The organism is Lysobacter helvus (assembly GCF_018406645.1).
Lineage (GTDB): Bacteria > Pseudomonadota > Gammaproteobacteria > Xanthomonadales > Xanthomonadaceae > Noviluteimonas > Noviluteimonas caseinilytica.
Map to the genome: position 1 here is coordinate 2,634,846 of NZ_AP024546.1, position 18,089 is coordinate 2,652,934.

An 18,089-nucleotide genomic window follows, 5' to 3' on the forward strand; every position below is an offset into this window, starting at 1 on the left:
ACTATTCCGCGCGAAACCGCCGCGCACTGATCCGCTTCAACAACTCGCGGAATACCCACACCTGCACCTTCTGCTTCCACGACCCCGCCCCCCGCACATGCGGCAACGGCACCGTCGCTTCACTCGGCACCGCCAGGTTGCGCGCCAGCAACGCCGTGCGCCCGGCCTCCGACGGTTTCGCCAGGAACACGTACTGGAACGCATGCCGCGTCCCCGCGTCATCCAGCAATTCCACCGCCGTGATCAGTTCCTGCTGCAGGCCCATCCCGTACTCGCGGCCCACCACGTCGATCGGCTGCCCCACCTGGTACAGCTTCTCCAGCGCCAGCCCCGTATCCGCGAGCAGGTGCGCAATCCCCTCGCGCGTGAAGAAGCGCAGGTGCGTGCGATCCAGGATCCCGCGGTCTTCGTAATCGAACCGCCCCGCCAGCAACATCGCACGCACGCTGCCATGCGCCATGTTCGGCAACGACACCACCACGCTGCCGCCGGGCGCCATGTGCCGCAGCGCGCGTTGCAGCGCCGCCGCCGGATCCACCATGTGCTCCAGCACGTCGCCGAAGATCAGCACGTCGAAGCGAACGTCCGGATTCGCGTCGAGGTAATCGTCCAGTCCGCCGGTCCACACCGACGACAACACGCGCGTGGCCTCGGCGGCCGCATCCGGATCCGGCTCGACGCCCACCACCGTGTGCCCGCGCGCCACCAGCGACGCGCCGAGATACCCGGACGAACACCCGACCTCCAGCATCGACAACCGCGGTTGCCCGCCCGACACCGCGAGTTCGTGCAGCAACGTGTGCGAATTGTTGCGCTCGCCCAGGTCCACGACCGCCTGGTACTTGATCCCCTCGTCGCTCATGTCTTCGCCATCCAGAAGAAGACCGCCGCCATGCGTTTGTCCGCGAGTTCGCGCCCGTGGTACGCCGTCGCGCTGTGCAACAGGTTGGCGCGATACAAGAGCAGGCGATTGAACCTGTGCGGCACGCGCACGTCCTCGACGAACGAATCCGCCGGCACGAACCGCGTACCCAGCGCCTGCACGAGTGTCTCGTTCGGCGGCATCACCATGTTCCCGCCACGCTGTCCGCCCGGCATGCGCTGGCGGAAGAAACTGGTCCCGCAGTCGTCGGGCACGTCGGGATTGAGGTACAGCACCGCGGCAAACCGGCACAGCGCGCGCGAATCCGTATGCGGCCGCGATTCGCATTCGTCCGCGCCCACCACCTGGATGCAGTTGTGGTTGAGCTGCGCGCCATCCGGCGCCGTCTCCACCCACAACTTCGTCGCACCCGTGGCCTCGCGCACCAGCGCTTCGACGCGGGCCAGTTCCCCGGCCTCCAGCCCCGGCATCACGCGCATCCCCGGCCAGCTTTCCGGCGCATGGGGATAGCCCGGCACCCAATCGGTCCGGGCGAGGGTGCGTGCGCGCACGGCGGCCGCATCCGGCAGGACATCGTCGAACACCCAGTAATCGCGGCCCGGCGTGGGCGTGCGATAGGGGAGCATCGGGAGCGGGCGGCGGGGCTGGACGGCAGGCATGCGGCCGATCATACGGGCGCGCGCCCGGGGCGCGACCCCCCATTCGGCACGTGTGGCGGGGGCGGCGCGGTAAACTCCCGCGCTTCCAACGAAGGACCATACCGATGCGTCGCAGGATCGTGGCGGGGAACTGGAAACTGCACGGCGACCGCGCGTTCGCGTGCGCGCTGGTGGAAGAGATCGCCGCGGTCCCGGCTCCGTCGGGCGTCGAGCGCATCGTGCTGCCGCCGCTGCCGTACCTGAGCGAGCTGGTCGAGCACTTCGGCCCCCGCGCGGTGGCCTTCGGCGCGCAGGACGTCAGCGTGAACGAGAAGGGCGCCTATACCGGCGAGGTCTCGGCCGCGATGCTGAAGGACGTGGGCGCCGCGTATGGCCTGGTCGGCCATTCCGAGCGCCGGCAGTTCCACGCCGAATCCAACGAACTGGTGGCCCGCAAGTTCTTCGCGGCCAAGCGCGCCGGCCTGGTGCCGATCCTCTGCGTGGGCGAATCGCTGCATGAACGCGAGGCCGGCCAGACCGAATGGCGCATCGAACAGCAGCTCGAACCGGTCTTCGCCGAAGGCGGCCCCGAGGCCCTGGCGGGCGCGATCATTGCGTACGAACCGGTCTGGGCCATCGGCACCGGCCGCACCGCCACCCCCGAGCAGGCCCAGGCGGTGCATGCATTCATCCGTGGCGAGGTCGCGGCACGCTCTGCTACCATCGCCGGCTCGCTGCCGATCCTCTACGGAGGCAGCGTCAAGCCCGACAATGCGCAGGCGCTGTTCTCGCAGCCCGACGTCGACGGCGGGCTGGTGGGTGGCGCGTCATTGGTCGCCCGGGATTTCCTTGCCATCGCCGCAGCCGCGGCGACGGCCTGACCGCAAGGCTGCTGCATTCCGATGTTGTCGACCATTCTCAACGTGGTGTACGTCCTGATCGCGATCGCCATGATCGCGCTCATCCTCATGCAGCGGGGCGCGGGTGCGCAGGCCGGTTCCGGCTTCGGCGCGGGCGCTTCGGCGACCGTGTTCGGTTCGCGCGGCGCCGGCAACTTCCTGTCCAAGAGCACGAAGTACCTGGCGATCCTGTTCTTCCTGATCAGCATGGGCATGGCCTACATGGCCGTGCACAAGGCAGGCCCGAAGGCCGGCCCGAACCAGCCGGTCGCGCAGGACCTGGGCCTGATGTCGTCGGTCCCGGCCGCGCCGGCCACCGCCGCGCCGTCGGGTTCCGCGGTCCCGGTCGCGCCGACGACGAATACTTCGGTCCCGACGGCCCCGGCCGCGGCGACCACGGTCGTGCAACCCGCGACGACGCAGCCCGCCACCACGGCGCCTGCGACGACGCAATCGCCGAAGACGCCTACGCAGGGCGGCTGATAGCGATTACAATGCGCGACTCCGCAGCGCATGCGCTGCGGGAACCTGATTGCCCAGGTGGCGGAATTGGTAGACGCACTACCTTGAGGTGGTAGCGACGCAAGTCGTGGGGGTTCGAGTCCCCCCTTGGGCACCATACGCAGCAACTCAGACGACGCCGGTCCAACCCTGCAGGGGACACCGGCCGTCGGACTGGAACGAGAGGTCCGAGCGTGCTGGCCGAATACCTGCCGACCCTGCTGTTCCTGATCGTCGCCACCGGTATCGGCGTCGCCCTCATCATCATCGGCAACGTGCTGGGGCCCAAGCGCCCGAGCGCCGAGAAACTTTCCCCGTACGAATGCGGCTTCGCGGCCTTCGAGGACGCGCGGATGCAGTTCGACGTCCGCTATTACCTGATCGCGATCCTGTTCATCGTGTTCGACCTGGAAATCGCGTTCGTCTTCCCGTGGGCGCTCGTGTTCCGCGAACTGGGCGTGTTCGGCCTGGTGGAGATGGGCGTGTTCCTCGCGCTGCTGGTGATCGGTTTCGTCTACGTCTGGAAGAAGGGTGCGCTGGAATGGGAGTGATCCAGACTGTTTCGGGGTTGATGCACAACCCGCTGCCGGAAGATCGCGTCGGCGACATCCTGCGGCCGGAAGGCGAGAACCCGCTGCTGCAGCAGGGCTACGTCACGACGAGCATGGATGCGCTGTGGAACTGGGCGCGCACCGGCTCGATGTGGCCGATGACCTTCGGCCTGGCTTGCTGCGCGGTCGAAATGATGCACGCCGGCGCCGCGCGCCTGGACCTCGACCGTTACGGCGTCGTGTTCCGTCCTTCGCCGCGCCAGTCCGACGTGATGATCGTCGCCGGCACGCTCGTCAATAAAATGGCCCCGGCGCTGCGCAAGGTCTACGACCAGATGCCCGACCCGAAGTGGGTCATCTCGATGGGCAGCTGCGCCAATGGCGGCGGTTACTACCATTACTCGTACGCCGTCGTGCGCGGTTGCGATCGCATCGTGCCCGTCGACATCTACGTGCCGGGTTGCCCGCCGACCGCCGAAGCGCTGGTCTACGGCATCCTGCAGTTGCAGAAGAAGATCCGCCGCAACGAAACGCATCCCTTCCGCAAGAAGGAAGCAGCGTCGCCGGAGCTGAGCGCATGAGCACGGCGGAGTTCGGCGAGCGCCTGCGCGCGCATTTCACCGACGCTGCCTGGGCCGGCGCGAAGTTCGACGTGGTGCAGCCGCGCAACGAAATCACGCTCGACGTCGCCCCCGACCGCTGGCACGACGCCTGCCGCGCGCTGCGCGACGACTTCGGCTTCGAGCTGTGCATGGACGTGTGCGGCGTGGATTACCTCGGCTACGGCATCGACGAGTGGGACACCACCGACGTGTCGTCCGAAGGCTTCAGCCGCGGCGTCGAAGGCCGCGGCCCGGGCCGCTTCAAGTACGGCGAAGCGCCGAGCGTCGCGGGCCTGGAATCGGGCCGCCGCTACGCGGTCGTCGCGCACCTGTTGTCGATGCAGCACAACCTGCGCATCCGCGTGCGCTGCTTCGCCGCCGACGACACGATGCCCGTCGTGCGTTCGGTCGTGGACCTGTGGCCGGGCGCCAACTGGTTCGAGCGCGAAGCGTTCGACATGTTCGGCATCCTGTTCGAAGGCCACCCGGACCTGCGCCGCATCCTCACCGACTACGGTTTCGTCGGCCACCCGTTCCGCAAGGACTTCCCGCTGATCGGCAACGTCGAAGTGCGTTACGACGCCGAGAAGCAGCGCGTGGTGTACGAACCGGTCACCTCCGTCGAACCGCGCGTCCTCGTGCCGCGCGTGATCCGCGACGACGCGCGTTACGCCACGGCAGCAGGCGAGGGCGGCGACTTGCGTCCGCACAGCGCCGGCCGCGCGCAGCGCTCGGTGCCGTCGAGCACGGAGGCCAAGGAATGAACGCCCGCCTGTTGCCCCCCGTGAACACCGCGACCTCCGGCCTCAACAACGCCGAGATCCGCAACTACACGCTCAACTTCGGCCCGCAGCATCCGGCCGCGCACGGCGTGCTGCGCCTGATCCTCGAAATGGACGGTGAAATCGTCCAGCGCGCCGATCCGCACATCGGCCTGCTGCATCGCGGCACCGAGAAGCTCGTCGAATCCAAGCCCTACAACCAGTCGATCGGCTACATGGATCGCCTGGATTACGTGTCGATGATGTGCAACGAGCACGCCTACGTGCGCGGCATCGAAACGCTGCTGGGCATCGAAGCTCCCGAACGCGCGCAGTGGATCCGCACGATGTTCGACGAGATCACGCGCATCCTGAATCATCTGATGTGGGTGGGCTCCAACGCGCTCGACCTCGGCGCGATGGCGGTGTTCCTGTACGCCTTCCGCGAACGCGAAGAGCTGATGGACGTGTACGAAGCGGTGTCGGGCGCGCGCATGCACGCCACGTATTACCGCCCCGGTGGCGTGTACCGCGACCTCCCGGACCGCATGCCGCAGTACCGCGAATCGCCGTGGAAGAAGGGCGGCAAGCTCAAGCGCTTCAACGAGTGGCGCGAAGGCTCGATGCTCGACTACCTGGAAGCCTTCACCAAGGACTTCCCCAAGCGCGTCGACGAATACGAAACGCTCCTCACCGAGAACCGCATCTGGAAGCAGCGCACCGTCGGCATCGGCGTCGTGTCGCCCGAGGATGCGCTGGCGTGGGGCATGAGCGGCCCGATGGTGCGCGGCTCCGGCCTTGCGTGGGACCTGCGCAAGAAGCAGCCCTACGCCAAGTACGCCGAAGTCGACTTCGACATTCCGCTCGGCACCAACGGCGACTGCTACGACCGCTACCTGGTGCGCGTCGCCGAAATGCGCCAGTCCAACCACATCATCGAACAGTGCGTGCGCTGGCTGAAGGCCAACCCGGGCCCGGTGATGCTGGACAACTACAAGGTCGCGCCTCCCTCCCGCGAGGAGATGAAGGACGACATGGAAGCGCTGATCCACCACTTCAAGTTGTTCACCGAAGGCTACTGCGTCCCCGCGGGCGAAACGTATTCCGCGGTGGAAGCGCCCAAGGGCGAATTCGGCGTGTACCTGGTCAGCGACGGCGCCAACAAGCCGTTCCGCTGCAAGCTGCGCGCGCCGGGCTTCGCGCACCTGTCGTCAATGGACCACGTCGTGAAGGGCCACATGCTGGCCGACGTGGTCGCGATGATCGGCACCTACGACGTGGTGTTCGGCGAGATCGATCGCTGAACCCGTGTGGCAATGAATCGAGCAAGGCACTGATCCGATGAGAGCGACCGGCAATTTCGAGAACGCGCGCAACGTGGACCCGCAGCAGGTGCTGTCGGACGCCACGCGGGCGCACATCGATCACTGGCTGACCAAGTTCCCCGCCGACCGCAAGCGTTCGGCCGTGCTGCAGGGCCTGCACGCCGCGCAGGAACAGAACGGCGGCTGGCTCAGCGACGAACTGATCGCCGCGGTGGCAAAGTACCTCGACCTGCCGCCGGTGTGGGCGTACGAAGTCGCCACGTTCTATTCGATGTTCGAGACGCAGAAGGTCGGCCGCCACAACGTCGCCTTCTGCACCAACATCAGCTGCTGGCTCAACGGCGCCGAAGACCTGGTCGCGCACGCGGAGAAGAAACTCGGCTGCAAGCTGGGCGAATCCACGAGCGACGGCCGCGTGTTCCTCAAGCGCGAAGAAGAGTGCCTCGCCGCGTGCTGCGGCGCGCCGATGATGGTCATCAACGGCCACTACCACGAGAAGCTGACGCCCGAGAAGGTCGACGCCCTCCTGGACGGGCTGGAGTAATCGCAATGGCCGGCCACTCCCATTACAGCGATCCCACCGGTCCCGTCGGCCCCGCGCCGCAGGAGCACAACGTCGTCTACACGACGCTGCACTTCGACAAGCCGTGGTCGTACGACAATTATTTGAAGACCGGCGGTTATTCCGCGCTGCGCAAGATCCTCGAAGAGAAGATCGAGCCGGCGGCGGTGATCGAGATGGTCAAGGCCTCGGGCCTGCGCGGCCGCGGCGGCGCGGGCTTCCCCACCGGCCTGAAGTGGTCCTTCATGCCGAAGGGCCCGGGCACCAAGTACATCCTGTGCAACTCGGACGAATCCGAACCCGGCACGGCGAAGGACCGCGACATCCTGCGCTACAACCCGCACGCGGTGATCGAAGGCATGGCGATCGCGTGCTACGCCACCGGTTCCACCGCGGCGTACAACTACCTGCGCGGTGAATTCCACCACGAGCCCTTCGAGCATCTCGAAGAGGCCACGCGCGAAGCGTATGCCAACGGCTGGCTCGGCAAGAACGTGCTCGGCACGGGCGTCGACATCGACCTGTACAACGTGCTCGGCGCCGGCGCCTACATCTGCGGCGAAGAAACCGCGCTGATGGAATCGCTGGAAGGCAAGAAGGGCCAGCCGCGCTACAAGCCGCCGTTCCCGGCCAACTTCGGCCTGTACGGCAAGCCGACGACGATCAACAACACCGAAACCTACGCGTCCGTGCCGGCGATCATCCGCAACGGCGCGGAGTGGTTCCTCAACCTCGGCAAGCCGAACAACGGCGGGCCGAAGGTGTTCTCGGTGTCGGGGCATGTCGCCAAGCCAGGCAATTTCGAAATCCGCCTCGGCACGCCGTTCTCCGAACTCCTGCAGCTCGCCGGCGGCATCCGCAACGGCCACAAGCTCAAGGCCGTCATCCCCGGCGGTTCGTCGATGAAGGTCCTGCCGGCCGACGCGATGATGGCCTGCACGATGGATTACGACTCGATCCAGAAGGCCGGTTCGGGCCTGGGGTCGGGCGCCGTCATCGTGATGGACGAAACCACCTGCATGGTGCGCGCGTGCCAGCGCATCGCGCGCTTCTACTTCAAGGAAAGCTGCGGCCAGTGCACGCCGTGCCGCGAAGGCACCGGCTGGATGTACCGCATGCTCACGCGCATCGTGGAAGGCAAGGCCACGCTCGACGACCTGCAGATGCTGCGCGCCGCCGCGGGCCAGATCGAAGGCCACACCATCTGCGCGTTCGGCGAAGCCGCCGCGTGGCCGGTGCAGGGCTTCCTGCACCACTTCTGGGACGAATTCGAATACGCCATCGTCAATGGACGCTTCCTGGTCGACGACCAGCGCGCCGGCACGGTGGTCCCCAAAGAGGACGTTGCCGCATGAGCGCCGTCGTGAACACTGGTTCGGAGCCGGACATCACCAAGCCCGTCGTGCCCGAAGGCCACGTCGCCATCGAGATCGACGGCGTCGCGATGACAGCGCCGAAGGGCTCGATGATCATCCAGGCCGCCGACAAGGCCGGCATCCCGATCCCGCGCTTCTGCTACCACGACAAGCTCAGCGTCGCGGCCAACTGCCGCATGTGCCTGGTGGAAGTCGAGAAGATGCCGAAGCCCGCGCCCGCGTGCGCGACGCCGGTGATGGACGGCATGAAGGTCGTCACGCGCAGCGACAAGGCGTTGAAGTCGCAGCGCAACGTGATGGAATTCCTGCTGATCAACCATCCGCTCGACTGCCCCATCTGCGACCAGGGCGGCGAGTGCGAACTGCAGGACCTCTCGCTCGGCTACGGCCGTTCGGTCTCGCGCTTCAGCGAACGCAAGCGCGTGGTGGCCGACGAAGATTTCGGCCCGCTGGTCGCCAGCGACATGACCCGCTGCATCCAGTGCACGCGCTGCGTGCGCTTCACCGCGGAAGTGGCCGGCACGTACGAACTCGGCGGCATGCTGCGCGGCGAGAACCTGCAGATCGGCACCTACGACGGCAAGCCGCTGACGACGGAACTCTCCGGCAACGTCATCGACGTGTGCCCGGTCGGCGCGCTGACCAACAAGGTGTTCCGCTTCAAGGCGCGCCCGTGGGAACTGGTGGCGCGCGAATCGCTGGGCTATCACGACGCGCTCGGCAGCAATCTCTTCCTGCACGTGCGCCGCGGCGAGATCCTGCGCACCGTGCCGCGCGACAACGATGCGGTGAACGAGTGCTGGCTCTCGGACCGCGATCGCTATTCGCACCAGGGCCTGTACGCGGCCGATCGCGCCAACGTGCCGCTCGTCCGCGACGGCGATACGTTCCGCGAAGCGTCGTGGGAAGAAGCGCTGGCCAAGGCCGCGAAGATCCTGCGCGACAACGGCGGCGACCAGGTCGGCGTGCTCGTGCATCCGGCCACGTCCAACGAAGAGGGCGCGTTGCTCGCGCGCCTCGCCGAAGGCCTGGGCACCGGCAACCTCGACCACCGCATCGCGCAGCACGACCTGTCCGACGGCGCGGTGGCCGAAGCGTTCGGCATGCCGGTGTCCGAGATCGAGAACGCGGACGCCATCGTCCTCGTCGGCACGCACCTGCGCCACGAACTCCCGCTGCTGCACCAGCGCCTGCGCCAGGCGCAGCGCAAGGGCGCGCGCATCCACATGGTCAACCCGGTCGCGTTCGATGTCGCCTTCGAACTGGCGTCGTCCACGATCGTGCCGCCGTCGCAGCTCGCGACCGCGCTGGCCGGTGTGGACCTGGGTGATGCGAAGCGTGCCGTCGTGATCGTCGGTGCCGTCGCGGAACTCGGCGACCACGCCGCGGCCGTGCGTGCCGCCGTGCGCGGCTTCGCTTCGGCCAACAACGCCGCCATCTGCCGCATTCCGCAGGGCGCGAACGCGCTGGGCCTGGCGCGCATGGGCGTGCTGCCGACGGCGCGCGATGCGAAGGCCATGCTCGCCGACGCCCGCAGCGCGTACGTGATCTACGGCATCGAACCCGGCCTGGATTTCGCCGACCAGAAGAGCGCGCTCGACGCGTTGTCGCGTGCGCAGGTCGTGGCCTTCAGCCATTACGCGTGCGAATCCACGCGCAAGGTTGCCGACGTGATCCTGCCGATCGGCGCGCTGCCGGAAGTCGATGCGTCGATGACCAACCTCGACGGCCGCGACCAGGGCGGCGTCGCGGGCGGCAAGCTGCCGGGCCAGGCGCGCCAGGGCTGGCGCGTGCTGCGCGCGCTCGGTGGCGACCTCGGCGTGCCGGGGTTCGAGTTCACGCATTTCGACGGACTGCGCGCCGGCATGCAGCCGCGCAAGGTCGACGTCGCGAAGGGCGAAGCCCCCGCGCACGCACAGCCGCACGGCGCCGGGCTTGAAGTCGTCGCGTCGCAGGCGATCTACCGCACCGACGGCACCGTGCGTCGCGCCGAAGCGCTGCAGGCGCATCCGCTCACGCTGGGCGCGCGCATCGTGCTGCATCCGGAAGACGCGGGCGCCGCCGGCGTGCATGCCGATGGCGTGGCGAAGGTCGCCACCAACGCGGGCACGGCCACGTTGCCGGTTGCGGTGAGCGACAAGGTCGCGCGCGGCTGCGCGTGGGTCGAATCGGGTTACGGCGCCACGGCCGCGCTGCTGTCGGGCAACGTCGAGGTGCGACGCGCATGATGTACGTCGATCTGTTCCGCGACTGGATGCTCTCGCTCGGCGTGATCGGCGCGCTGGCGTGGATCGTGCTGAAGATCCTGCTGATCGCCGTGCCGGTGATCCTGGGCGTGGCCTTCTACGTGGTGTGGGAGCGCAAGCTGATCGGCTGGATGCACGTGCGCCACGGGCCGATGTACGTGGGCAAGGGCATCCTCCAGGCCTTCGCCGACGTGTTCAAGCTGCTGTTCAAGGAAGTGGTGCAGCCCACGGTGGCGCAGCCCTTCCTGTATCGCCTCGCGCCGCTGATCGCGCTGGTGCCGGCGTTCGCCGCGTGGGCGGTGATCCCGTTCGACGCGCAGGTGGTGCTGTCGAATGCGAACGCGGGCCTGCTGTACCTGCTGGCGATGACCTCGCTCGGCGTGTACGGCATCATCCTCGCGGGCTGGGCGTCCAACTCCAAGTACGCGTTCCTCGGCGCGATGCGCGCCGCGGCGCAGGTGGTGTCGTACGAGATCTCGATGGGCTTCGCGCTGGTCGGCGTGCTCATCGCGGCCGGCAGCCTCAACCTCTCGGAGATCGTGATGGCGCAGGCGGGCAACGCCGGCCTGTTCGAGTGGTTCATGTGGCCGCTGTTCCCGTTGTTCATCGTGTACTTCGTGTCCGGCGTGGCCGAGACCAACCGCGCGCCGTTCGACGTGGTGGAAGGCGAATCGGAAATCGTCGCCGGCCACATGGTCGAGTACTCCGGTTCGCAGTTCGCGCTGTTCTTCCTGGCCGAGTACGCCAACATGCTGCTCGTCAGCGTGACGACGTCGATCTTCTTCCTCGGCGGCTGGCTGAGCCCGTTCCATGGCCTCGGCATCCCGTTCCTGTCCGCTGACGGCTGGTGGTGGCTGGCGCCGAAGGTCTTCTTCTTTGCGAGCTGCTTCATCTGGTTCCGCGCGTCCTTCCCGCGCTACCGCTACGACCAGATCATGCGACTGGGCTGGAAGGTGTTCATCCCGGTCACCATCGCGTGGATCTTCGTCACCGCGCTGCTCGTCCACTTCAACGTGTTCACGAAGGGGCTGTGACGCGCATGACTCGCATCGTCTCGTTCTTCAAGAGCCTGCTGCTCGTCGAGCTGATGCAGGGCCTCGGGCTGACGCTCAAGTACCTGTTCCGCCCGAAGTACACGCTGATGTACCCGATGGAAAAGACGCCGCAGTCGCCGCGCTTCCGCGGCCTGCACGCGTTGCGCCGCTACGCCAACGGCGAAGAGCGCTGCATCGCGTGCAAGCTGTGCGAGGCCGTGTGCCCGGCGCTGGCGATCACCATCGATTCGGAACAGCGCGCCGACGGCACCCGCCGCACCACGCGCTACGACATCGACCTGTTCAAGTGCATCTTCTGCGGGTTCTGCGAAGAATCCTGCCCGGTGGACTCGATCGTCGAGACGCACATCCACGAATACCACTTCGACAAGCGCGGGCAGAACATCGCCACCAAGCCGCAGCTGCTGGCCCTCGGCGATCTGCTCGAGCCCGAGATCGCCGCGCGCCGCGCCGCCGACGCCCCGTTCCGCTGAGCCCGAGACTTATGGATTTCCCCACGCTCGCCTTCTACGCCTTCGCCGCCACGGCCGTCATGGCCGCCGTCGGCGTGATCAGCATGAAGAACCCGGTGCACGCAGCGCTGCTGCTGGTGTTCACGTTCTTCTCGGTCGCTTGCACCTGGATCCTCGCCGGCGCCGAATTCCTCGGCATCGCCCTGATCCTGGTGTACGTGGGCGCGGTGATGGTGCTGTTCCTGTTCGTCGTGATGATGCTCGACATCGACGTGGCCCCATTGCGCGAAGGCTTCGTGCGCTACCTGCCGCTCGGGCTGGTCGTCGCGGTCGCGATGCTGGTGGAGATCTGCACGCTGATCGGCGTTCGTCTGCTGTCGGCCAATCCGCTGGCGCCCGACGCCGCGGCCACCGCCAACATCCCCAACACCACGTGGCTGGCGCGTTCGCTGTTCACCGATTTCCTGCTGCCCTTCGAAGTGGCGGCGGTGATCCTGACGGTCGCGGTCGTCGCCGCGGTGATGCTGACCCTGCGCCGCCGCACCGGCGTGAAGCACCAGGATCCGTCGGCCCAGGCGCGCGTGCGTGCGTCGGACCGCCTGCGCATGGTCAAGATGGAATCGGAGGGCAAGCGATGATCGGCCATCTCGCCCTCGGGCACTTCCTGGCGCTGGGCGCCGTGCTGTTCTGCATCAGCCTGGCCGGCATCTTCCTCAACCGGAAGAACGTGATCGTGCTGCTGATGTCGATCGAGCTGATGCTGCTCGCGGTCAACATCAACTTCGTCGCGTTCTCGCGCGAGCTGGGCGATCCGTCGGGCCAGGTGTTCGTGTTCTTCATCCTCACGGTGGCCGCGGCCGAGGCCGCGATCGGCCTGGCGATCCTGGTCACGCTGTTCCGCAACCGGCGCACGATCAACGTCGCCGAACTCGATACGTTGAAGGGCTGACGGGCGATGGGCACCGAAATCGTGATCTCCAAGTCCGTCCTGCTGGCCATCGTGCTCGCGCCGCTGCTCGGCGCGATCCTCGCCGGCCTGTTCGGCAAGCGCATCGGTCGCGTCGGCGCGCACACCGTCACCATCGGCGGCGTGGCGATCGCCTGCGGCCTGTCGATGTACGTGCTGTGGCAGCTGGTGGGGCAGGGCGCGGTGCCGTTCAACCAGAACGTCTACACGTGGTTCGAGATCGGCGCGTACAACGCGCATGTCGGCTTCATGGTCGACAAGCTCACCGCGATGATGATGGTCGTGGTCACGTTCGTGTCGCTGCTGGTGCACGTCTACACCATCGGCTACATGGAAGAAGACCCGGGCTACCAGCGCTTCTTCAGCTACATCTCGCTGTTCACCTTCTCGATGCTCATGCTGGTGATGAGCAACAACTTCCTGCAGCTGTTCTTCGGCTGGGAAGCGGTGGGCCTGGTGTCGTACCTGCTGATCGGCTTCTGGTTCAAGCGCCCGAGCGCGATCTTCGCCAACCTCAAGGCGTTCCTGGTCAACCGCGTCGGCGACTTCGGCTTCCTGCTGGGCATCGCTGCGGTGCTGTACTGGTTCGGCACGCTCGACTACGCCACCGTCTTCGCCAACGCGCCGACGATCGTGGGCCAGACCACCGAAGTGTTCTCCGGCCATCCCTGGTCGGTCGCCACGCTGATCTGCGTGTGCCTGTTCATCGGCGCGATGGGCAAGTCGGCGCAGGTGCCGCTGCACGTGTGGCTGCCCGATTCGATGGAAGGCCCCACGCCCATCTCCGCGCTGATCCACGCCGCGACCATGGTGACCGCGGGCATCTTCATGGTGGCGCGCATGTCGCCGCTGTTCGAGCTGTCGCCGGCGGCGCTCAACTTCGTGCTCTTCATCGGCGCGACCACCGCGTTCTGGACGGGCCTGATCGGCATCGTGCAGAACGACATCAAGCGCGTCGTCGCGTATTCCACGCTGTCGCAGCTGGGGTACATGACGGTGGCGCTGGGCGTGTCGGCGTATTCGGCCGGCGTGTACCACCTGATGACGCACGCGTTCTTCAAGGCGCTGCTGTTCCTCGGTGCGGGCTCGGTGATCATCGGCATGCACCACGAGCAGGACATGCGCCGCATGGGCGGCCTGAAGAAGTACATGCCCATCACCTACTGGACGATGGTGATCGGCACGCTGGCGCTGGTGGGCACGCCGTTCTTCAGCGGCTTCTATTCGAAGGACACCATCATCGAAGCGGCGATGGAGCATTCGCACGAAGCCGGCAACTGGGTCGCGACGTACGCGTACTGGGCCGTGCTGCTGGGCGCGTTCGTCACCTCGTTCTACAGCTTCCGTTTGCTCTACCTCACCTTCCACGGCCGCGAACGCTTCAACGATCCGGTGCCGGACCACTACATCGCGCCGGAAGCGGATTCGACCGAGCACGAGGCCTCGCTGGCCGCCGAGCACGGCGACGCGGCGCACGCGCACGATGATCATGCGCACGACGACCACGGCCACGGCCATGGTCCGCACACGCCGCACGAATCGCCGTGGGTGGTGACGATCCCGCTGATCCTGCTGGCGATCCCGTCGATCCTCATCGGCTTCTTCACCGCCGGTCCGATGCTGTTCGGCAAGGACTGGAGCGGCGCGCACGAACGCCTGCCGTACTTCCTCGGCGCGATCCAGATGCCGGAGCACGGCGTGATGGCGAAGCTGGGCGAGGAATTCCACGGCGCGATCGCGTTCGCGTTGCACGGCTTCATGGCGCCGGCCTTCTTGCTCGCCTTCACCGGCTTCGCGCTCGCCACCTTCCTGTACCTCGTCCGCCCCGAGCTCCCCGCGAAGATCGCCCACGCCCTGCGTTGGCCGGTGCGCGTGCTCGAGCGCAAGTACTACATGGACGACCTGTGGATCGACGGCTTCGCCGGCGGCGGCATCGCGCTGGGCAAGGCCTCGCGCGCGGTCGACAGCAAGGTGATCGATGGCGTGGCGGTGAACGGCAGCGCGCGGGTGGTCGACTTCGTGTCGGGCCTGGTGCGCCACGTGCAGTCCGGCTACCTGTACCACTACGCCTTCGCGATGATCGTCGGCCTGATCGCGCTGCTGGCGATCATCTACAAGCTCTGGACCTGACGGTCCGGCCGCTCACCAAACTTTGCACGGAATCGAAGACGTGGCGAACGCGCCCCTCCTGAGTCTCCTGATCTGGCTGCCGATGCTCGGCGGCGTGCTGGCGCTGCTGGCGGGCAACACCCGTCCGCAACTGGCGCGCTGGATCGCGCTCGCCACGTCGATGGTGGTGCTGCTGCTGAGCATCCCGCTGATCACCACCTTCGACCGCGGCAACGCGGCGATGCAGTTCCTCGAACTGCACAACTGGATCCCGGCCTACGACATCCGCTACGCGCTGGGCGCGGACGGCATCTCGGTCGCGCTGATCGGGCTGACCACGCTGACGACGGTGCTGGTGCTGATCGGCGCGTGGGGCTCGATCGACACGCGCGTGAGCCAGTACGTCGCCGCGTTCCTGATCCTCGAAGGCCTGATGATCGGCGTGTTCGCCGCGATGGACGCGATGCTGTTCTACGTGTTCTTCGAGGCGATGCTCATCCCGATGTTCATCATCATCGGCGTGTGGGGCGGGCCGCGCCGCGTGTACGCGTCGATCAAGTTCTTCCTGTACACCTTCCTCGGGTCGGTGTTCATGCTGGTCGGCATCATCTACCTGTACCTCAAGGGCGGCAGCTGGCAGCTGGCCGACATGGCGGCGCTGCCGCTGACGATGAAGGAACAGGCGTGGCTGTTCTTCGCGTTCCTCGCCGCGTTCTCGGTGAAGGTGCCGATGTTCCCGGTGCACACGTGGTTGCCGGACGCGCACGTCGAGGCGCCCACCGGCGGCTCGGTGGTGCTGGCGGCGATCATGCTGAAGATCGGCGGATACGGCTTCCTGCGCTTCACCCTGCCGATCGTGCCGGATGCCGGCCACGAGTACGCATGGGTCGTCATCGCGCTGTCGCTGATCGCGATCCTCTACATCGGCCTGGTCGCGCTGGTCCAGGACGACATGAAGAAGCTGATCGCGTATTCGTCGATCTCGCACATGGGCTTCGTCACGCTGGGCACGTTCATCGCGTTCTCGCTGGTGCGCGACACGGGCAACCTCGACGCCGCGCGCCTCGGCCTGCAGGGCGCGATGGTGCAGATGATTTCGCACGGTTTCATTTCCGGCGCGATGTTCTCGTGCGTCGGCGTGCTGTACGACCGCATGCACTCGCGCATGATCCGCGACTACGGCGGCGTGGCGAACGTGATGCCGTGGTTCGCGATGTTCATGGTGTTCTTCGGCATGTCCAACGCGGGCCTGCCGGGCACGTCGGGCTTCATCGGCGAGTTCATGGTGATCCTGGCCAGCTTCCAGCAGCACCCGCTGCTCGCCTTCGCCGGCGCCACCACGCTGATCGTGGGCGCGGCGTACACGCTGTGGCTGGTCAAGCGCGTGATCTTCGGCGAGGTGGGCAACGCGCACGTCGCCGAGCTCGAAGACATCAATCCGCGCGAGTGGATCGTGCTCGGCGTGTTCGCGATCGGCGTGCTCGCCCTCGGCGTGTATCCCAAGCCCCTGACCGACCTGATGGAGCCCTCCATCGCGCAGCTCGCCAGCCAGCTGGCGGCGTCCAAGCTCTGAGAGACACCGAACGCATGAATCCCTCGATGCCCACCGCCGCCGACCTGCTGCCGCTGCTGCCCGAACTGGTGCTCGTCGGCATGGCGTTCGCGCTGCTGATGCTCGACCTGTTCCTCTCCGAGCGGCAGCGCTGGGTCACGCACGTGCTCGCGATCGGCACGCTGGTCGTCGTCGCGGGCCTGGTGGCCTCGGGCACGGGCGGGCAGGGCACGGTGCTCAACGGCATGTTCGTGCGCGATGTCACCGCCGACGTGCTGAAGCTGTTCACGTGCCTCGTGTCCGCGTTGTCGCTGGTCTACGCGTGGCCGTTCCTGCGCGAGCGCGGTTTGTACAAGGGTGAAGTGCCGGTGCTGGTGATGTTCGCCACCACGGGCATGATGCTGCTGGTGTCCTCCGGCAGCCTGGTGATGGTGTACCTGGGCCTGGAAATGCTGGCGCTGTGCCAATACGCGCTGGTGGCGATCGATCGCGACAGCCCGCTCGCGTCCGAAGCGGCGATGAAGTACTTCGTCCTCGGTTCGCTGGCCTCGGGCATGCTGCTGTACGGCATGTCGCTGATCTACGGCGCCACCGGCACGCTCGACCTGAAGGAGATCAGCGTCGCCATCGGCAGCGCGTCGCCGGGCCTGATGCTGACCGGCGTGGTGTTCCTGCTGGCGGGCATCGCCTTCAAGTTCGGTGCGGCGCCGTTCCACATGTGGCTGCCGGACGTCTACCACGGTGCGCCGACGCCCATCACCTTGTTCATCGGTTCGGCGCCCAAGCTCGCCTCGTTCGGCATGGCGTATCGCCTGCTCGAAACCGGCGCCGGTCCGCTCGACGATCGCTGGCGTCTGCTGATCGCAGGCCTGGCGGCGCTGTCGCTGGTCATCGGCAACCTGGCGGCGCTGGCGCAGACCAACCTCAAGCGCATGCTGGCGTATTCGACGATCTCGCACGTCGGCTTCCTGTTCCTCGGCCTCGCCGGCGGCGGGCCGCAGGGCTACGCGGCGGCGATGTTCTACGCGATCACCTACGCGATCATGTCGACCGCGGCGTTCGGCGCGATCGTGGTGCTGTCGCGCAAGGGCTTCGAGAGCGACACCATCGACGACTTCAAGGGCCTCAACAGCCGCAGCCCGTGGATGGCCTTGCTGGTGCTGTGCGTGATGGCCTCGCTGGCCGGCGTGCCGCCGTTCCTGGGCTTCTGGTCCAAGCTGGTCGTGCTGCGCGCCGCGATCGAGGGCGACATGCTGTGGCTGGCGATCGTGGGCATCGTGTTCGCGGTGATCGGCGCGTTCTACTACCTGCGCGTGATCAAGGTGATGTACTTCGACGAGCCGGTGGGCGAGGGCCCCCGCGAGCGCGACGACATGCCCGTCCGCGTGGCCTTCGGCGTCAACGCGATGCTGCTGCTGGTCCTCGGCATCCTGTGGAACCCCATCATGCAGTGGTGCCTCGCGTCGTTCCGTTGACACGGAAATCGTGACCCGCGTTGCAGAACGAAAGGCCGGTCGCGAGATCGGCCTTTTTTTCGTTGTCATGTAAGTATCACGCGCTGTTAACGAAACCTTCACTCCGGTAGTGTCGCCCGTTCCCGTGATCCGGGA

18 protein-coding genes and 1 tRNA gene are annotated in these 18,089 nt (G+C 66.9%); 17 read left to right on the forward strand and 2 right to left on the reverse strand.

Annotated features, from left to right (window positions below):
- Position 1: 1 nt before the first annotated feature.
- A complete protein-coding gene (locus LYSHEL_RS12705; RefSeq protein ID WP_213434398.1) occupies positions 2–862 on the reverse strand; it encodes a class I SAM-dependent methyltransferase in 861 nt (286 codons plus the stop codon).
- Positions 859–1,542 (reverse strand): DUF6445 family protein, encoded by a 684-nt coding sequence (locus LYSHEL_RS12710; RefSeq protein ID WP_213434399.1) that lies wholly within the window; start codon positions 1,540–1,542, stop codon positions 859–861. The genes LYSHEL_RS12705 and LYSHEL_RS12710 overlap by 4 nt, the downstream gene beginning before the upstream one ends.
- 104 nt (positions 1,543–1,646) lie before the next feature.
- Here LYSHEL_RS12710 and tpiA point away from each other — a divergent pair, with 104 nt between their 5' ends.
- The 17 genes from tpiA (at position 1,647) to nuoN (ending at position 17,954) form a co-directional block, all read left to right on the forward strand.
- Positions 1,647–2,402: a triose-phosphate isomerase gene (gene tpiA / locus LYSHEL_RS12715; protein ID WP_213434400.1), complete on the forward strand. Its 756-nt coding sequence runs from the start codon at positions 1,647–1,649 to the stop codon at positions 2,400–2,402.
- A 21-nt stretch (positions 2,403–2,423) separates the two neighbouring features.
- Positions 2,424–2,903, forward strand: coding sequence for a preprotein translocase subunit SecG (gene secG, locus LYSHEL_RS12720; RefSeq protein ID WP_213434401.1), 480 nt, complete (start codon positions 2,424–2,426; stop codon positions 2,901–2,903).
- A 51-nt stretch (positions 2,904–2,954) separates the two neighbouring features.
- Positions 2,955–3,039, forward strand: a tRNA-Leu gene (locus tag LYSHEL_RS12725).
- A gap of 76 nt (positions 3,040–3,115) precedes the next feature.
- A complete protein-coding gene (locus LYSHEL_RS12730) occupies positions 3,116–3,472 on the forward strand; it encodes an NADH-quinone oxidoreductase subunit A (RefSeq protein ID WP_213434402.1) in 357 nt (118 codons plus the stop codon).
- Entirely contained in the window at positions 3,463–4,053 is a 591-nt protein-coding gene (locus tag LYSHEL_RS12735; RefSeq protein ID WP_213434403.1) for a NuoB/complex I 20 kDa subunit family protein, read from the forward strand. Before LYSHEL_RS12730 ends, LYSHEL_RS12735 begins: the two co-directional genes overlap by 10 nt.
- Positions 4,050–4,838: an NADH-quinone oxidoreductase subunit C gene (locus LYSHEL_RS12740; RefSeq protein ID WP_213434404.1), complete on the forward strand. Its 789-nt coding sequence runs from the start codon at positions 4,050–4,052 to the stop codon at positions 4,836–4,838. The genes LYSHEL_RS12735 and LYSHEL_RS12740 overlap by 4 nt, the downstream gene beginning before the upstream one ends.
- A complete protein-coding gene (locus LYSHEL_RS12745; protein WP_213434405.1) occupies positions 4,835–6,139 on the forward strand; it encodes an NADH-quinone oxidoreductase subunit D in 1,305 nt (434 codons plus the stop codon). The genes LYSHEL_RS12740 and LYSHEL_RS12745 overlap by 4 nt, the downstream gene beginning before the upstream one ends.
- A 37-nt stretch (positions 6,140–6,176) precedes the next feature.
- Positions 6,177–6,704, forward strand: a complete 528-nt coding sequence (nuoE, locus tag LYSHEL_RS12750) for an NADH-quinone oxidoreductase subunit NuoE (protein ID WP_213434406.1) — start codon at positions 6,177–6,179, stop codon at positions 6,702–6,704.
- A 5-nt stretch (positions 6,705–6,709) separates the two neighbouring features.
- The gene (gene nuoF / locus LYSHEL_RS12755) at positions 6,710–8,077 is read left to right on the forward strand and encodes an NADH-quinone oxidoreductase subunit NuoF (RefSeq protein WP_213434407.1); all 1,368 of its coding nucleotides are present in this window, start codon (positions 6,710–6,712) and stop codon (positions 8,075–8,077) included.
- Entirely contained in the window at positions 8,074–10,326 is a 2,253-nt protein-coding gene (gene nuoG, locus LYSHEL_RS12760) for an NADH-quinone oxidoreductase subunit NuoG (RefSeq protein ID WP_213434408.1), read from the forward strand. The genes nuoF and nuoG overlap by 4 nt, the downstream gene beginning before the upstream one ends.
- On the forward strand, positions 10,323–11,378 hold the full coding sequence (nuoH, locus tag LYSHEL_RS12765; protein WP_213434409.1) for an NADH-quinone oxidoreductase subunit NuoH: 1,056 nt from the start codon (positions 10,323–10,325) through the stop codon (positions 11,376–11,378). Before nuoG ends, nuoH begins: the two co-directional genes overlap by 4 nt.
- 5 nt (positions 11,379–11,383) lie before the next feature.
- The gene (nuoI, locus tag LYSHEL_RS12770; protein WP_213434410.1) at positions 11,384–11,872 is read left to right on the forward strand and encodes an NADH-quinone oxidoreductase subunit NuoI; all 489 of its coding nucleotides are present in this window, start codon (positions 11,384–11,386) and stop codon (positions 11,870–11,872) included.
- 11 nt (positions 11,873–11,883) lie between these two features.
- Complete coding sequence (locus LYSHEL_RS12775) at positions 11,884–12,489, forward strand: NADH-quinone oxidoreductase subunit J (protein ID WP_213434411.1); 606 nt, start codon at positions 11,884–11,886, stop codon at positions 12,487–12,489.
- Complete coding sequence (gene nuoK / locus LYSHEL_RS12780) at positions 12,486–12,800, forward strand: NADH-quinone oxidoreductase subunit NuoK (RefSeq protein ID WP_213434412.1); 315 nt, start codon at positions 12,486–12,488, stop codon at positions 12,798–12,800. The genes LYSHEL_RS12775 and nuoK overlap by 4 nt, the downstream gene beginning before the upstream one ends.
- A 6-nt stretch (positions 12,801–12,806) precedes the next feature.
- Positions 12,807–14,948: an NADH-quinone oxidoreductase subunit L gene (nuoL, locus tag LYSHEL_RS12785; protein ID WP_213434413.1), complete on the forward strand. Its 2,142-nt coding sequence runs from the start codon at positions 12,807–12,809 to the stop codon at positions 14,946–14,948.
- A gap of 40 nt (positions 14,949–14,988) precedes the next feature.
- On the forward strand, positions 14,989–16,500 hold the full coding sequence (locus LYSHEL_RS12790) for an NADH-quinone oxidoreductase subunit M (RefSeq protein ID WP_213434414.1): 1,512 nt from the start codon (positions 14,989–14,991) through the stop codon (positions 16,498–16,500).
- A 26-nt stretch (positions 16,501–16,526) separates the two neighbouring features.
- Entirely contained in the window at positions 16,527–17,954 is a 1,428-nt protein-coding gene (nuoN, locus tag LYSHEL_RS12795) for an NADH-quinone oxidoreductase subunit NuoN (protein WP_407075147.1), read from the forward strand.
- The last annotated feature ends 135 nt before the right edge of the window (positions 17,955–18,089 follow it).

Excerpts from the sequence above, each read along its gene's own strand:
- nuoG (WP_213434408.1), top strand. The coding sequence starts at position 8,074 with ATGAGCGCCGTCGTGAACACTGGTTCGGAGCCGGACATCACCAAGCCC.
- LYSHEL_RS12710 (WP_213434399.1), bottom strand. The coding sequence starts at position 1,542 with ATGCCTGCCGTCCAGCCCCGCCGCCCGCTCCCGATGCTCCCCTATCGC.
- tpiA (WP_213434400.1), top strand. The coding sequence starts at position 1,647 with ATGCGTCGCAGGATCGTGGCGGGGAACTGGAAACTGCACGGCGACCGC.
- LYSHEL_RS12775 (WP_213434411.1), top strand. The coding sequence starts at position 11,884 with ATGGATTTCCCCACGCTCGCCTTCTACGCCTTCGCCGCCACGGCCGTC.
- LYSHEL_RS12740 (WP_213434404.1), top strand. The coding sequence starts at position 4,050 with ATGAGCACGGCGGAGTTCGGCGAGCGCCTGCGCGCGCATTTCACCGAC.
- LYSHEL_RS12735 (WP_213434403.1), top strand. The coding sequence starts at position 3,463 with ATGGGAGTGATCCAGACTGTTTCGGGGTTGATGCACAACCCGCTGCCG.
- nuoH (WP_213434409.1), top strand. The coding sequence starts at position 10,323 with ATGATGTACGTCGATCTGTTCCGCGACTGGATGCTCTCGCTCGGCGTG.
- LYSHEL_RS12705 (WP_213434398.1), bottom strand. The coding sequence starts at position 862 with ATGAGCGACGAGGGGATCAAGTACCAGGCGGTCGTGGACCTGGGCGAG.
- nuoL (WP_213434413.1), top strand. The coding sequence starts at position 12,807 with ATGGGCACCGAAATCGTGATCTCCAAGTCCGTCCTGCTGGCCATCGTG.
- nuoF (WP_213434407.1), top strand. The coding sequence starts at position 6,710 with ATGGCCGGCCACTCCCATTACAGCGATCCCACCGGTCCCGTCGGCCCC.
- LYSHEL_RS12745 (WP_213434405.1), top strand. The coding sequence starts at position 4,835 with ATGAACGCCCGCCTGTTGCCCCCCGTGAACACCGCGACCTCCGGCCTC.
- nuoN (WP_407075147.1), top strand. The coding sequence starts at position 16,527 with ATGCCCACCGCCGCCGACCTGCTGCCGCTGCTGCCCGAACTGGTGCTC.
- nuoK (WP_213434412.1), top strand. The coding sequence starts at position 12,486 with ATGATCGGCCATCTCGCCCTCGGGCACTTCCTGGCGCTGGGCGCCGTG.
- nuoI (WP_213434410.1), top strand. The coding sequence starts at position 11,384 with ATGACTCGCATCGTCTCGTTCTTCAAGAGCCTGCTGCTCGTCGAGCTG.
- nuoE (WP_213434406.1), top strand. The coding sequence starts at position 6,177 with ATGAGAGCGACCGGCAATTTCGAGAACGCGCGCAACGTGGACCCGCAG.
- secG (WP_213434401.1), top strand. The coding sequence starts at position 2,424 with ATGTTGTCGACCATTCTCAACGTGGTGTACGTCCTGATCGCGATCGCC.